General features: G+C 66.4%; 11 protein-coding genes and 1 pseudogene. 6 read left to right on the forward strand and 6 right to left on the reverse strand.

The window, feature by feature from the left end; genetic code table 11:
* Positions 1–17 precede the first annotated feature (17 nt).
* Positions 18–1,016: an aminodeoxychorismate lyase gene (locus tag KY499_RS12920; protein WP_219885535.1), complete on the reverse strand. Its 999-nt coding sequence runs from the start codon at positions 1,014–1,016 to the stop codon at positions 18–20.
* 93 nt (positions 1,017–1,109) lie between these two features.
* Between KY499_RS12920 and cls the strand changes: the two genes are divergently transcribed.
* On the forward strand, positions 1,110–2,585 hold the full coding sequence (cls, locus tag KY499_RS12925; protein ID WP_375141096.1) for a cardiolipin synthase: 1,476 nt from the start codon (positions 1,110–1,112) through the stop codon (positions 2,583–2,585).
* A gap of 35 nt (positions 2,586–2,620) precedes the next feature.
* Here cls and pabB read toward each other — a convergent pair whose 3' ends face one another.
* The 5 genes from pabB to KY499_RS12950 form a co-directional block, all read right to left on the reverse strand.
* The gene (gene pabB / locus KY499_RS12930) at positions 2,621–4,684 is read right to left on the reverse strand and encodes an aminodeoxychorismate synthase component I (protein ID WP_123255069.1); all 2,064 of its coding nucleotides are present in this window, start codon (positions 4,682–4,684) and stop codon (positions 2,621–2,623) included.
* Positions 4,681–5,238: a low molecular weight protein-tyrosine-phosphatase gene (locus KY499_RS12935; RefSeq protein WP_123255068.1), complete on the reverse strand. Its 558-nt coding sequence runs from the start codon at positions 5,236–5,238 to the stop codon at positions 4,681–4,683. The genes pabB and KY499_RS12935 overlap by 4 nt, the downstream gene beginning before the upstream one ends.
* 168 nt (positions 5,239–5,406) lie before the next feature.
* Entirely contained in the window at positions 5,407–6,030 is a 624-nt protein-coding gene (locus KY499_RS12940) for a LysE family transporter (protein WP_123255067.1), read from the reverse strand.
* Between the two features lie 196 nt (positions 6,031–6,226).
* Positions 6,227–7,042: a methyltransferase domain-containing protein gene (locus KY499_RS12945; protein ID WP_219885536.1), complete on the reverse strand. Its 816-nt coding sequence runs from the start codon at positions 7,040–7,042 to the stop codon at positions 6,227–6,229.
* A gap of 56 nt (positions 7,043–7,098) precedes the next feature.
* Entirely contained in the window at positions 7,099–7,629 is a 531-nt protein-coding gene (locus KY499_RS12950) for a MarR family winged helix-turn-helix transcriptional regulator (RefSeq protein ID WP_219885537.1), read from the reverse strand.
* Positions 7,630–7,845: 216 nt separating this feature from the next.
* On the opposite strand from KY499_RS12950, the pseudogene KY499_RS12955 reads away from it, so the two are divergent.
* From KY499_RS12955 to KY499_RS12975, 5 genes and pseudogenes are all read left to right on the forward strand, one after another.
* A pseudogene (locus KY499_RS12955) lies at positions 7,846–10,054 on the forward strand (MMPL family transporter).
* 119 nt (positions 10,055–10,173) lie between these two features.
* On the forward strand, positions 10,174–10,536 hold the full coding sequence (locus tag KY499_RS12960; protein WP_219885538.1) for a hypothetical protein: 363 nt from the start codon (positions 10,174–10,176) through the stop codon (positions 10,534–10,536).
* Between the two features lie 412 nt (positions 10,537–10,948).
* Positions 10,949–12,808 carry a molecular chaperone DnaK gene (gene dnaK / locus KY499_RS12965; protein WP_123255062.1) on the forward strand — a complete coding sequence of 620 codons (1,860 nt, stop codon included), beginning with the start codon at positions 10,949–10,951 and terminating at the stop codon, positions 12,806–12,808.
* A 2-nt stretch (positions 12,809–12,810) separates the two neighbouring features.
* The gene (locus KY499_RS12970; RefSeq protein WP_123255061.1) at positions 12,811–13,455 is read left to right on the forward strand and encodes a nucleotide exchange factor GrpE; all 645 of its coding nucleotides are present in this window, start codon (positions 12,811–12,813) and stop codon (positions 13,453–13,455) included.
* A 268-nt stretch (positions 13,456–13,723) separates the two neighbouring features.
* Positions 13,724–14,707 (forward strand): DnaJ C-terminal domain-containing protein, encoded by a 984-nt coding sequence (locus KY499_RS12975; RefSeq protein WP_183164474.1) that lies wholly within the window; start codon positions 13,724–13,726, stop codon positions 14,705–14,707.
* Positions 14,708–14,710 lie beyond the last annotated feature (3 nt).

Genomic DNA, 14,710 nt, shown 5'->3' on the forward strand with positions numbered 1-14,710 from the left:
GCCGGCTGGATCCCCGCCTATCCGATCGTCGCGTAGAGGGCGTTGAGCTCCGCCGTGAGCTGTGCCCGCCGTTCCCGGGTCCCGATTTCATGGCCGTCGATGTGGTTCACCGGGGCCAGGAGCCGGATGCTGGAGATCAGCCACACGGCATCGGCGTCGAGCAGATCCTGCGGCTCCAGCGGCCCGTACCCCAGCTCCCAGCCGGCGGCCTTCGCTGCCGTGAAGAGGGCGCCCTGGGAGGTACCGGGCAGGATGCCGCTGTCCTGTTGCGGCGTGATCAGCCGACGGACCGTCCGGACCCCGCCGGCGCCGTCGTCCGAGGTTTCCAAATGCGCCAGCAGCACGGTCGACGTCGGCCCTTCAAGGACCCGTCCGTCCGCTGAGGTGAAGATGACGTCGTCGGCACCCTGCCGGTGCGCGTACCGCAGGGCGGCCATGTTCACGGCATAGGACAGTGTTTTGGCCCCGAGCAGCAGCCAGGGGGCGCGTTCGCCGACCTCGCTGTCATAGCCGCGCTCCAGCAGGATCACGTCGAGTCCGGTCTCGCGCTGGCGGCGGCCGGCCGGGGACGGCCGGGATGCCTGGACCCAGCAGATGGGGCCGTCGCCGCCCTCGACGCCGCGGGTGGCAATCAGTTTGATAACTGCCTCATCGGCGGGCGTGTCTGCACTATCGCCCGCATGGCCGTCGGGATCGAGGGCGTCCGGGACGGGCGCTGGCCGGCCCCGGTACTCGCTGAGGGCCGTGCCAATCGCGCGCCGCCACACGTCTTCGACGGGGATGTCCAGTTCCAGGAGGCGGGCCGATCCTGCCAGCCGGTCCAGATGGGCCTGAAGCTTCCGGGGCTGGCCGCCGACGGCCAGCAGCGACTCGAAAACACCGTCGCCACGGGTGGCCCCCTGGTCTGTGGCCATCAGTTGCGGTTTTGACGCGTCAGCCAGGCGGCCGTCCTCGAATGCGGGATCCAGGAAGACCAGAACCGTGACAGGAGCGGAAACGCCAGCAGCAGAAGTCATGGCATCAGCTTAGTGCGCGGCGTCCCGGGATAGGATTTGGTCGTTGCCCGATCCGGAACAGTTCCGCGGGCCTGTAGCTGGAGGGGTTCGCCTGTGTTGTGGCCGATACCGTTGGCGGGAACTCTCCCGCCCTGGCTGATCGTGGTCCTGACCCTGATCGACCTCGCCATCCGGGTGCTGGCGCTGGGAATCATCCCCGGTAACCGCCGGCCCACCACGGCGATGGCGTGGCTGCTGGTCATCTTCTTCGTTCCCTCCGTGGGCCTGACGCTGTTCCTGCTCTTCGGCAACTTCCGCCTTTCCCGCCGCCGCCGGGCGCAGCAGCAGGCCATCAACACGCGCGTCCGGGCCGGCACCTCCGAGCTGGCAAGTATGGAAAGTGACTATAGCGGCCCGGAATGGGTCGCGTCAGCGGCCGAATTGAACAAGACCCTGGGCTCGCTGCCGATGGTGGACGGCAACAGCGTCGAGCTGCTGCCGGGCTACCCGGACTCCATCAAGGCGATGGCCGCCGCGGTCCGGGAGGCCAAGACCTTCGTTAACGCCGAGTTCTACATCATGAGCGCCGATCATGTCACCGATGATCTGCTGACCGCGCTGGAGGAGGCGGCGGAGCGGGGCGTCGAGGTGCGGCTCCTCTTCGATCACCTGGGCACGCTGCGGATCCAGGGCTACCGGAAGTTGATCCGGCGGCTCAAGGCGAGCAAGATCCGCTGGCGGCCCATGCTGCCGCTGAGCCCGGTGCACGGGCAATGGCGGCGCCCGGACTTGCGCAACCACCGCAAGATCATGGTCATTGATGGCGAGATGGCCTTTACCGGATCGCAGAACCTCATAGAGCCGTCCTACAACAATTCCAAGCACCGCAAACTGGGCCGGGAATGGGTGGAACTCATGGCGTGCCTGCGCGGACCGATCGTGACGACCCTCAACGTGGTTTTTGCCACCGACTGGCTCAGCGAAACTGATGAATCGCTGGAGGAGCAGTTGCGGCACCGGCCCGAACCGTCTCCCGGGCACGTCACGGCGCAGGCAGTCCCCAGCGGGCCTGGCTTCATCACCGAGAACAACCTGCGGCTGTTCAACACGCTGATTTACTCGGCGCAGCACAGGATCTCCATCTGCAGCCCGTACTTCGTCCCGGACGATTCCCTGCTCTACGCAGTGACCACCGCGGCGCAGCGCGGCGTCGACGTTGAGCTCTTCGTTTCGGAGAAAGGCGATCAGTTCCTGGTCCACCACGCGCAGCAGTCCTTCTACAAGGCCCTGCTGGAGGCCGGAGTAAGGATCTACCTGTACCGGGCCCCGTTTGTGCTCCATGCCAAGCACTTCACGATTGATGACGAGGTCGCGGTCCTGGGTTCGAGCAACATGGACATGCGGTCCTTCTCGCTGAACCTTGAAGTCTCCGTGATGCTGCTCGGTTCGGACATTGTGCAGCGGGTCCGCGCGGTGGAGGACACCTACCGCGACATCTCGAAGGAGCTGTTGCTGGAGGACTGGCTCAAACGTCCGATGCGGGCCAAGTACGTCGATAACGTTGCACGGCTGACTGCGACGCTGCAGTAGGCGTGCTGTCGGCCCGTGGCGGGCAGGGGCCGGTCTCAGCCGGCCGGGAACTCCGCGTTGAGCGTCGAGAGTACCCCGAACGCCTTGGTCCGGATTTCGTCGTATTCCTCCTGCGGTGAGGAATCCGCTGTGATGGCGCCTCCAACGCCAAGGCTGAGTTCGGCGGTCCCGTCGCCGGCCGCGCCGGGGCTGATCACGAGGGTTCTGATCGCGACGGCGAGGTCGCTCGCGCCGGTGAGCGAGAAGTAGCCGATGGCGCCGGAATAGACGCCCCGCGGTGCGGCTTCGAGCCGGTCCAGAACTGCCATGGTGCTGACTTTGGGTGCGCCCGTCATGGACCCGGCCGGGAAACAGGCGGCCACGGCTTCGGCGGGCGGCACCCCCGGTTCGAGCCGGGCGTCGATGGTGCTGACCATCTGGTGCACGGTGGCGTAACTTTCGATCGCGCACAGCCGGCTGACCGAGACTGACCCCGGCACGGCGAAACGGCTGAGATCGTTGCGGAGCAGGTCCACGATCATGATGTTTTCCGCCCGGTCCTTGGCGGACCGCCCGAGATCATGGCGCAGCGCCTCGTCCTTGCCTAGGTCAGCGTCCCGACGGCGGGTTCCCTTGATCGGTTCGGCCCGCATCGTGCCGTCGGCCGCGATCTTGAGGAAGCGTTCAGGAGAGGTGCTGGCGACGGTGAGATCCCCGAAACGCAGGTAGCTTGCGAACGGGGCCGGGTTCCTCCGGCGCAGCGCAAGATAGGTCTGCCACGGGTCCAGCGCATCCGGTCCGCCGGGTGCCAGCGCCACCGACGCCGTCAGTGCGGTGGTCAGGCAGACTTCGTAGGTATTCCCCTCGAAGATTTCACGCTGGGACTCGGCGATCTTGGCCTTGTAGCCGGACTCGGTATCCCGCGCCCGGAAGGTCAGCCCGGCCCCGCCGGGAATAAGGAACTCCGGGGCCGCCGGTGCCGCGGCTGCCGAGTGCACGGCCGCGCGGGCTGCCTCGAGCCAGGCCTCCGCATCGGGAGCGTCGAGCGTCAGCAGCCAGACTGTGCCTTCGACGTGGTCCAGGACCACGGCGCGGCCAGCGAAGAGCAGGCAGGCGTCCGGGGTGGGCGCCGTGACATCGCTGCCGCCGGTCTCACGCTTGAGCTCGTAGCCGAGGTAGCCGAGCCAGCCCAGGGTGAATTCGCACGGATAGTCCTCGGGACTGCGGAGGTCGCGGCGGCCCCAGGCGCTGTCCAGCCAGCGGAAGAATCCTCCCTCAGTTGTCACCGTGGAAGTGCCGACGCTCACGAAGGTTCTGCCGGAGCTGTGCCGGACTGACTGTCCGAAGGGTCCGCCGTCATCAGCGAGGATACTGAAGCGGCTGCGTTCCGCCGCCGCAGGGGCGAGCCCTTCCGGGGGCAGCGAGGAGTCGAGCCACACCGCATTGGGGGAGCGCCCGTACAGCGTCTTGAAGACTCTGGCGGTGTCCGGTGCCGCGGTCAGCCGTTCGGACCGGAGCCGGAGTCCGCGCCGGGTGGCCAGGTCGGGCAGGAGGATGGGGGCCAGTGCGGGCAGGTACTGCAGTGATTGCAGGACGTCGGACGGGGACGCGCCGTCGGCGAGGTTGACCACCTGCACGTCGGCGTGAGCCGGGACGTCGTCGGCCTCCAGCCATTCTGCTTCCTGGCCGGCCCATTGCTCCCAAAACGGCGCGTATGTGTCGCCGTCGCGGGCCAGCGCCCGCCGGCGGCGGTCGGCGTCGGGCGAATCCGCCCAGATCACGGCATCCAGAAACGGCCGTGCCGACGCGGAGCCGGCGCCGACGCCTTCCACGATCACTATTTCAGAAGGCGGGGTGGTGCGGGTTTCGCCGTCGTAATGCTTGTCCCAGTCCCAGCTGACCCACTCCGCCGTTTCGCCGCGGTGCAGCGGAGTGAGGACGGTGGAGACGTAGCGTTCGACGCCGGCCGACAGCCCGTTCCAGCCGGGATAGATGTCCTCCAGATGGAAGAGTGAGACCTTGTGGTGCTCGCGGAGGCGTGCGGCCAGTTCAATGGCCAGAGTGGTTTTCCCGGAGCCTGACCTCCCGTCGATGGCGATGATGACGGGTGCTGGGTTCATGAAGTAGAGCGTACCTGCTGCCCTGCGTTGTCCTGCTGCTGGTCCGGTCGTTCCAGCTCCGCCCGGACGTGCGCCACGATTCCCGGGACCGAGGCGCGGATGAGGTCCCACGTGTTGTCAAAGTCCGTGTGGCCGCCGAACCACGGGTCCTCGATGCCCTGGTCCAGCGGGTCCTTGCCGGCGACGGCGGGATCAAAGCTTCGCAGCATGCGGATCCTGGCCATGGATTGCGGGTCTGGCGCCGCCTGCCGGAGCCAGCCATAGTGGTCCACGTCGAGGGCCAGAATCAGCTCACGGCCGGCGAACCATTCAGGACGCCATTCGCGGGCGACGTGGGACCGGGAGGCGATGCCGTGGGTCAGGAGCTTGCGCGCGGCCCGCGGATCAATCGGACGGCCGGCTTCATAGGATGTTGTGCCGGCTGAATCCACGACAGCTCCGGTGAGACGTTCGGCGGCCAAAGCCTCCGCCAGCATCAGCTCGGCCATCGGCGACCGGCAGATATTTCCGGTGCAGACGGTGATGATCCGAAACTGTCTCGACGTTGAACTCATGTGCTTAAGCATGAATCATGCCGGTCCTCGTGGCCAGCGCCCCCGGAAAAGGGTATCCGTGATCCACGCCCCCGGTATGGCTGCCTTCGCCTGCAACAGTGGCTGTGATAGCTCCCACGTCCTGTCAGCACTCGCCGGGGACGGGCGGCGGGCCGGGGCGCCCGTCCGTCAGTGAATCAGCGCCAGCAGGACACCGACGCCGACGAACAGCACCCCAAACGTCCGGTTCAGGATCAGTTGCCCGCGGGCGTCGTGGGTGAAGCGCCGGAAGGACTTGGCCGCCGCGGCAAAGAAGAACCACATCACCAGGATGTCGATCGCGATCACTGTGACGGCGAGGATCATGTACTGCCCCAGCAGCGGCTGCTCGGGACGAATGAACTGGGGCGTGAAGGCCAGGAAAAAGACGATCGCCTTCGGATTGAGCAGGTTGACCCACAGGCCGCGGCGGAACATGGAGAACGCCGGTTCGTTGCGCAGCGTGGCGGCCGTCTCCTGGTCCAGGTCCGGTTTCTGCAGGAACTGCCGGATGCCCAGATAGACCAGGTATGCGGCCCCGGCATAACGGATGACGTTGAAGGCCACAGGAGAGCTCGCGACGAGGACACCGACACCCAGCGCGACGACCACGATGTGTACCACCAGCGCGGCCTGCTGGCCAAGGATGCCCCAGATGGAACGGCGGAATCCCGAGTTCAACGAATTGCTCATGGTGTTGATGGCGCCTGCGCCGGGAGTGAAGCTGATCAGGGCGCCGGCGCCGGCCAGGGCCAGCCAAAGGGAGGGTTGCACCAGATGAGTCTACTGTCCGGGCCGTGGTTGGTTGGCTGGGAGTCAGTTGCCGCGGGGCGGCGGCGACGCCGCACACACGGTGCCGCGCACACGGTGCCGGTCTGCATGGTCAAGCCGCACATTCCGTTTGCCCCAAGTGGCCGTTTTCGGGTGCCGGTTCCGGCCATCTCCGTCAAATCCCGAGCGGCGGCGGATTTTAGCCCCGGGCGAGCACTTCGCCGTTGGGGATGAGGAACCAGCCGTCGTCCGTGGATCCCCACCGGTGCCAGCCCGCCGAAATCCGGGCCAGGTCCGCCGCGTTGGCGAATCCGTATTCAAGCGCCTGATCCGCGAAAGCAGAGTGCAGTACCCGCTCACCCCACACCCGCGCCTGCCAGCGGCGCTGCTGGCCCGTGGCGTAGAGCCAGTTACTGCTTGATGGTGCGACATCCGTGAAGCCGGCGGCCTGCGCCCAGGACACCAGGCGCCGGCCGGCGTCGGGCTCGGCCCCGTTACGGCGCGCGATCCGCTGGTAAAGCTCCATCCATTCGTCCAGTTCCGGGAGGGCCGGGTACCAGCTCATTCCATGAAAGTCGGCGTCGCGCACGGCCACGACCCCGCCTGCCCTCGCCACCCGGCGCATCTGGCGCAAAGCGGCCACCGGGTCGGTCAAATGCTGCAGGACCTGGTGTGCGTGGACGACGTCGAACGAGTCATCCTCGAAGTCGAGACTGTAGATGTTGCCGGCCGCGAACCCGACGTTTTGCATGCCACGCTCGACCGCGAGGGCGGCTGCCTGGGCGACCACCTCGGGGGATCGGTCCAGCCCGGTAACCCGGCCCGGGGCGACGAGTCCGGCGAAATCGCACGTGATACTGCCCGGACCGCAGCCGACGTCGAGCACGGTGGCCCCCGGGGTGAGGTAGGGGACAACGAACGCGGCGGAGTTCTCCGCCGTCCGGGAGGCGTGGGCCCGGACCACCGACTCGTGATGGCCATGGCTGTAGACGTCGTCAGGCTGCTCCTCGCTCATAGGGGAACGTTACTCCTTCGCGCCGGCAAAATGCCGTGTCCTGCCGCGGACTTTATTCAGGCGGTGCCCGGCGCCGATTCGCCGCGCGGGTACTCATCGGGTCCTCTTCCGGCGGCTTCCTGCCCGGCCGCCAGGGTCGCGTCGATCATGGACGTCATGAACCGGGTGACGATCTCCAGTTCCCCGGGTGAGTACGCGCCCATCGCGGCGCCCATATGGCGGGCAAGCGGGAGGAACATGGCTCCGCCGTCCTGGTAGGCCTTGGCTGTCATCCGCAGCTGGACCTGGCGCCGGTCCGGCCCCTGGCGTTCGCGGAGCACATGGCCTGAGGCGTGCAGCCTGTCGATCAGCGCGGTCGTGGCAGGGGAGCTGAGGTTGAGTTCTTTCCGGAGCACGCCTGGCGTGACTATTTCGCCCCGGGCGGTATGGCGCATGATGACGGCGAGGGCATTCATGTCAGTCCGGTGCATATCATTCCGGCCGCCGGCGGCGTCCACGTAGCGGTTCGCTTCCAGGGTGAACTCCTGCAGGATCCGGACCAGTGGCGGCGGCCCTCCGGTCTCCGGTTGTCCCGGTGTCTCTGACATGGCGAGCCTCCTTTCGACGGTAATTGTTGCTGCGGCTCCAAAAGTGCGCCCTTGCGGATTTTACTTCAGCCGGCTGGAACTGACGTGCGCGCCATCGTCTCCCGATATATGCCTGAAGTCTTATTCGCCAGATTCCCTCAGGGGTTTATCTCCATATTGGAGATAGTCTACTATGAAGATGATTTTACTCTTCCGATGACGATCCAAGAAGGACCCATGACTACGAAACCTCCTACCGCGACGCGGGTCCCGTTCTGGTTGCGCTGGCTGGTGCCGGTGCTGCTGGTTGTGACATGGCTGGCTATCGCCGGCATCGGTGGCCCCACCTTCGGACGTCTGAGCGAAGTCTCCACTAACGACCAGGCCTCCTTCCTGCCGGCAAGCGCCGAAGCCACGGCAGCCCAGGAGTGGCAGGCCAAGTTCCGAGAGTCCACGGAAATCCCCGCCGTCATTGTGATCGAGAACGGTGACGCCTTCACGCCGGCGCAGTTCGGGCAGGCGGCCGCGATCAAGGGCAAGCTGGAGTCCCTGGAGGGCGTCAGCACCGTCATCGGCCCCCATTCCTTCGGAGGATTCGAAGGCCGTTCAGTTCGTGGTGCCGATCGAATCCTCGGAGGCAGTGCGGGACATTGTCAAAGAACTCCGGGATGAAGTGAAGGCCTCCGCCCCGGACGGGATGCAGACCTTCGTCACCGGTCCCGCCGGGCTGACCGCAGACCTCGCCAGCGCCTTTGGCGGGATCGACGGCATCCTGTTGCTCGTGGCGCTCAGCGCCGTCTTCGTGATTCTCCTGATCGTCTACAAGTCGCTGCTGCTGCCCGTCACCGTCCTGCTGACCTCAGTCTTTGCGCTTACCGCTGCCATTCTTCTGGTGTTTGGCATGGCCAAAATGGGATGGATCCAGCTCAACGGCCAAAGCCAGGGCATCCTGTCGATTCTGGTGATCGGCGCCGCCACGGATTACGCCCTGCTCTACGTGGCCAGATTCCGTGAGGCGCTCACGCATACGACCAACCGCACCTCAGCCGTCCTGACGGCGTGGAAGGCTTCCTTCGAGCCAATCCTCGCCTCCGGCGCCACCGTGATCATTGCGCTGCTGTGCCTGTTGTTCTCCGATCTCAACTCCAATAAGGCACTCGGTCCCGTCGCTGCCGCCGGCATCCTGTGCGCACTCTTCGCCGCCCTGACCCTGCTGCCGGCCCTGATGGCACTCTTTGGCCGAGCGGCATTCTGGCCGTTCCGGCCGAAAGTCCTTCCGGAAACCGAACGGGAACCGCGGCTCTCCACGGGCCTGGAGGGGCAGCGGGGCATCTGGCGTGCCACAGGGTCGCTGGTCTCCCGCCGGCCTCGGACGGTCTGGGTGGCCTCGGTGCTCCTGCTGCTCGTGGCGTCCACCGGCATCCTGCAGCTCAAGGCCAACGGCGTGCCACAGACCGACGTCATCCTTACGGCCTCCAACGCCGTCGACGGCCAGGATGCCCTGGCCCGGCACTTCGACGCCGGATCCGGCAGCCCTGCCGTCATCGTCGCGGATGAAGCCAAAGCGGCCGCGGTGCTGGAGAAGGTCAAGGCGACCGGCGGCGTCGGGGATGCCTACCTGCTGGCGGCCGGCAGCGTTCCCATCACCGGCGCGCCGGGCGCTCCCGCCGCACCGGCGGTCCGCGACGGCAAGGTGCTGATCAACGCGACGCTGAGCTCCGCGGCCGACTCTTCCGCAGCCGAGGACACCGTCGTAGCACTCCGCGGCGCGGTGAAAACGGTCGACGCCGGGGCGCTGGTCGGCGGCGTGACCGCCACCGCACTGGATACCAACACCTCAGCCCAGCGGGACCTCGTCACGATCATTCCCATTGTCCTGGCGGTTATCCTGGTCATCCTGATGCTGCTGCTGCGGTCCGTGCTGGCCCCGGTGCTGCTGATGGCCTCGGTCGTGCTGTCCTATGGCGCAGCCATGGGCGTCGTCGCCGTCGTCTTCAACAACTTCCTCGGTTTTCCCGGGGCTGATGCAACCGTGCCCCTCTTCGGATTTGTGTTCCTGGTGGCGCTCGGCGTGGACTACAACATCTTCCTGATGAGCCGCGTCCGCGAGGAATCCCTCAAACACGGCACCCGGCCCGGCATTCTTCGCGGTCTCGGTGTCACCGGCGGGGTTATCACCTCCGCAGGCGTGGTCCTGGCGGCGACCTTCGCGGCCCTCGGCATCATTCCGATCATGTTCCTCGTCCAGTTGGCCTTCATCGTCGCCTTCGGCGTGCTGCTGGATACCGTGCTGGTCCGCTCGCTGTTGGTCCCGGCCCTTTCCTACGACATCGGGGAGCGCATCTGGTGGCCGAGTCAGCTCGGAAAGCACTCGAAGGGCGCGCACGCACCCGGACGGGAGCCCGCCGCGACCGACTCCGAAACGGAGAACGCCGGCGTCGGGTAAGCGCTGGGCCCGAAGTGCGCCCGGCGTCGCCCGGGGCCCTATTCCTATCCGGTGGTGCTCGATAGACTGCCCCTGCGTCCGCCCGGGCGCACCCAGTGCTTTCAGGAGGGGGTCCGTTCATGACGGAAAACAGTAGGTCTGAGAACAGCGAGGCCGGCGCGGCGGAAGGGATGCGGCGCGAGGGTGCTCCGCTTCCGGTGGAAGAAACCGCGAATGCCGAGGGCCAGTACGTCGAGGGCGACTACGGCGACGCCGGCGTGGAAGGAGAGAACCTGCCCACGGAGGTCGAGGGCGAATATCCGGCCGGGGACTACGGCGACGCCGGCGCTTCCACGCCCACCACTGTGGCTGCCGAGGAAGGCGAGTATGCGGCTGGAAACTACGGCAGTGCAGGCGCCGTCGGCGAGGCGGCCGCCGATGCCGAGGAAGGCGAATACCCCGAAGGCAACTACGGCGCAGCCGGCAAGTCCGGTAAGCAGTAGACCGCAGCAGTCCGGGAGGAGGAGGTCGGCTTATGCCGGTCTCCTCTTACGTTTAAGGAAATCCGGGGCGGCCACGGCAATCGCGGCGCCACCTCCCAGCCACATCCCGCGGATCGATTTTCGGATGGCCGCCGGTAGCAGGGACGAACTACGCCCGGGCCGCCCGCCGGGTTCGCGCAGGGCGAAACAGGGGCTCCGCGGGCGGGGATGGACCGGAAATCCGCGGGCTGACTGCCGTCCCTCGGCCCGCCGGGAGCAAAGTTGAGTGAAGTTGACTCAACCTTGAATTGACACGGAATCGCCTCTGAGTAAAGTTGAGTGCAGATCGCTCAATAACGGTCGGGCCCGCTGGGTCCGCAGTTCGCCGGGCCCCTCGGCCCGGCAAGATTCCCAGAAAGTAAGGACGCAACACATGTCACGTGCAGTAGGTATTGACCTCGGAACCACTAACTCCGTCGTCTCCGTTCTCGAAGGCGGCGAGCCCACCGTCATTGCCAACGCCGAGGGTGGCCGCACCACTCCGTCGGTAGTTGCCTTCTCCAAGTCCGGCGAAGTCCTCGTCGGCGAAATCGCCAAGCGCCAGGCCGTCAACAACATTGACCGCACGATCGCCTCCGTCAAGCGCCACATGGGCACCGACTGGAGCGTCGCCGTCGATGACAAGAAGTACACCGCCCAGGAAATCTCCGCGCGCATCCTGATGAAGCTCAAGAACGACGCCGAGTCCTACCTCGGCGAAAAGGTCACCGACGCCGTGATCACCGTTCCCGCGTACTTCAACGACGCCGAGCGCCAGGCCACCAAGGAAGCCGGCGAAATCGCGGGCCTCAAGGTCCTGCGCATCGTCAACGAGCCCACCGCGGCCGCCCTCGCCTACGGACTGGACAAGGGCAAGGAAGACGAGCTCATCCTGGTCTTCGACCTCGGCGGCGGAACCTTCGACGTTTCCCTCCTCGAAGTGGGCAAGGACGAAGACGACTTCTCCACCATTCAGGTCCGCTCCACCGCCGGTGACAACCGCCTCGGCGGCGACGACTGGGACCAGCGCGTCGTGGATTACCTGCTGAACCAGCTCAAGGTCAAGGGCATCGACCTGTCCAAGGACAAGATCGCGCTGCAGCGCCTGCGCGAAGCAGCCGAGCAGGCCAAGAAGGAACTCTCCTCCTCCTCCAGCACCAACGTCTCCCTCCAGTACCTCTCCGTCACCCCCGACGGCCCGGTCCACCTGGACGAGCAGCTCACCCGCGCCAAGTTCCAGGACCTCACCAAGGACCTGCTGGACCGCACCAAGAAGCCGTTCCACGACGTCATCAAGGAAGCCGGCATCAAGCTCTCCGAGATTGACCACATCGTGCTCGTCGGCGGCTCCACCCGCATGCCGGCCGTCTACGACCTCGTCAAGGAGCTCGCCGGCGGCAAGGAACCGAACAAGGGCGTCAACCCGGATGAGGTCGTGGCCGTCGGCGCCGCACTGCAGGCCGGTGTCCTCAAGGGTGAGCGCAAGGATGTCCTCCTCATCGATGTCACCCCGCTCTCGCTGGGCATCGAGACCAAGGGCGGCATCATGACGCACCTGATCGAACGCAACACGGCCATCCCGACCAAGCGGAGCGAAACCTTCACCACGGCGGATGATAACCAGCCTTCCGTCGCCATCCAGGTCTTCCAGGGCGAGCGCGAGTTCACCCGGGACAACAAGCCACTGGGCACGTTTGAGCTGACCGGCATCGCACCGGCCCCGCGCGGCGTCCCGCAGGTCGAGGTCACCTTCGACATCGACGCCAACGGCATCGTGCATGTCTCCGCAAAGGACAAGGGCACCGGCAAGGAACAGTCCATGACCATCACGGGCGGCACCGCGCTCTCCAAGGACGACATTGACCGTATGGTCCGTGACGCCGAGGAGCACGCAGCCGAGGACAAGGCCCGCCGCGAAGCAACCGACACACGCAACACCGCCGAGCAGCTCGCCTACTCCGTGGACAAGCTGATCGCCGACAACGACGACAAGCTGCCCGAAGAGGTCAAGACCGAGGTCAAGGCCGACGTCGACGCCCTCAAGGCCGCACTCGAAGGCACCGACGACGCCGCCGTGAAGACCGCGTTTGAGAAGCTGCAGGCTTCCCAGACCAAGCTCGGCGAAGCCATCTACGCGCAGGCCGGTTCCCCGGACGGCGCTACCGGCGAAGCCGGCGCAGAGGGTGCCCCCACAGCAGACGCCGACGAGGACATCGTCGACGCCGAAATCGTTGACGAAGACGAGAAGAAGTAATCATGGCCCGCCACGGTCAGAACGAAGAGCCCGGTTCCGATGCGAACCGCGACGGTGAACCGCAGAAGCCGGTCATCCGGGACAACCGCAAGGTTGACCCGGAGACCGGTGAGGCCCGGCACCCCGAGCCCGAACAGCATGCCGAGTCCGGGGACGCGCTGTCCCAGGCCGAGGACATCCTGAACAGTGTTGAGGTGCCGGCCGAGGAATCCGTGGCGCAGGGAGTGGACGCTGCCGAGGCGGAGGAGCTGAAGAATGATCTTCGCCGCCTGCAGGCCGAGTACGTCAACTACCGCAAGCGCGTCGAGCGCGACCGTGCAGTGGCGGGGGAGATGGCCGTCATCGGCGTCCTGAACTCGCTGCTGCCGGTGCTCGACGATGTCGACGCGGCGCGCCAGCACGGCGATCTGGCCGACGGCCCATTCGCCGCGATCGCGGCCAAGCTCGAGACCGCGCTCAAGACGTACGGACTGGTCCGCATCGATGAGACCGGTGTGGAGTTCGATCCCACGATCCACGAAGCGCTCATCCAGCAGCCCGGCACGGACGTCGAGATCGACACCGTCAGCCAGGTCCTGCGGTCGGGCTACAAATCCGGGGACCGCGTGCTCCGGGCCGCCCAGGTGATTGTGGCAGTACCGGCGTAACCTCGCCACCGGCGCTACGCCGGATATGGGGCGGTGCCCGCTTCGCGGTGCCCTCCACACCGCCGCCCCATATCCGGCCTCCGCGCCAGCGTGCTGCTCGCCTAAAGTGAGTGGACAAACAGCGCGAAGCAGATGATGGGCCCCGGGAGTGGCATCGGGCCTGCCGGAGCGTGGTGGCGTGGTCCGTCAGGACCACGCCACCACGCGAAGGGGCGGGGGCCCATCATCTGCGAAGCGCACTCTGCACGACTTTTGAAAGGAAACGCCATTGGCTAGCCAGGATTGGGTGGGCAAGGACTTTTACAAGATCCTTGGTGTCGCCAAGGACGCTTCCGACGCCGATATTAAGAAGGCCTACCGTAAGCTCGCGCGGCAGCACCACCCGGATACAAATTCCGGGAATGCTGAGTCGGAGAAAAAGTTCAAAGACATCTCCGAGGCGTATTCTGTGCTCTCGGATCCGGATGAGCGCCAGCAGTACGACGCCATCCGTGCCATGGGCGGCGGCGCCCGCTTCGCCCCGGGCGGTGCCGGCGGCGGCGCCGGGGCAGCGGGCTTCGAGGATCTCTTCGGCGGGCTGTTCACCGGCGGCGGTGGCGGAGGACGCCAACCCGGCGGCTACGGGGCGCCTGGCGGTATTCCGCCGGAGTTCGCCGACCTGTTCGGCGGCGGGTACGGCGGCGGCCAGCCCTTCCAGCGCGGGCCGCAAAAGGGCGCGGACCGGACAGCGTCCACCACGATTTCCTTCGCTGGCTCCATCCGCGGAACCACGATCGGGCTGCGGGAACCGGACGGCGAGGTCATCGACGTCCGGATCCCGGCCGGAATCAAGGACGGCCAGAAGGTCCGGGTCCGCGGCAAGGGCCAGTACGGCCCCGCAGGCAACGGGGACCTCATGGTCGCCGTCTCCGTCAAACCGCACCCGTTCTACGTCCGCGACGGCGAGAACCTCCGGATTCATGTGCCCGTCTCTTTTGCCGAGGCGGCACTGGGCGGAGATATTGAGGTTCCGACCATTGACGGCGACAAAGTCAAGGTCCGGGTCCCGGCCGGCACACCGTCCGGACGGACGCTGCGCGTCAAGGACCGGGGCGTCAAGCACGCCTCAAGTACGGGCGACCTGCTGGTTACTATCGACGTCGCCGTCCCCCGACGGCTGAGCAAGGAAGCAGAGGAAGCCGTGAAGGCCTTCGCCGCGGCCACTGCCGGGGAAGATATCCGCGCCGATCTTGCAGCCAAGGCCCGGCTTTAGGGA

It is taken from the genome of Arthrobacter sp. PAMC25284, assembly GCF_019443425.1.
GTDB lineage: Bacteria > Actinomycetota > Actinomycetes > Actinomycetales > Micrococcaceae > Arthrobacter > Arthrobacter oryzae_A.

Excerpts from the sequence above, each read along its gene's own strand:
- KY499_RS12920 (WP_219885535.1), bottom strand. The coding sequence starts at position 1,016 with ATGACTTCTGCTGCTGGCGTTTCCGCTCCTGTCACGGTTCTGGTCTTC.
- pabB (WP_123255069.1), bottom strand. The coding sequence starts at position 4,684 with ATGAACCCAGCACCCGTCATCATCGCCATCGACGGGAGGTCAGGCTCC.
- KY499_RS12935 (WP_123255068.1), bottom strand. The coding sequence starts at position 5,238 with ATGAGTTCAACGTCGAGACAGTTTCGGATCATCACCGTCTGCACCGGA.
- KY499_RS12945 (WP_219885536.1), bottom strand. The coding sequence starts at position 7,042 with ATGAGCGAGGAGCAGCCTGACGACGTCTACAGCCATGGCCATCACGAG.
- KY499_RS12950 (WP_219885537.1), bottom strand. The coding sequence starts at position 7,629 with ATGTCAGAGACACCGGGACAACCGGAGACCGGAGGGCCGCCGCCACTG.
- KY499_RS12960 (WP_219885538.1), top strand. The coding sequence starts at position 10,174 with ATGACGGAAAACAGTAGGTCTGAGAACAGCGAGGCCGGCGCGGCGGAA.
- dnaK (WP_123255062.1), top strand. The coding sequence starts at position 10,949 with ATGTCACGTGCAGTAGGTATTGACCTCGGAACCACTAACTCCGTCGTC.
- KY499_RS12970 (WP_123255061.1), top strand. The coding sequence starts at position 12,811 with ATGGCCCGCCACGGTCAGAACGAAGAGCCCGGTTCCGATGCGAACCGC.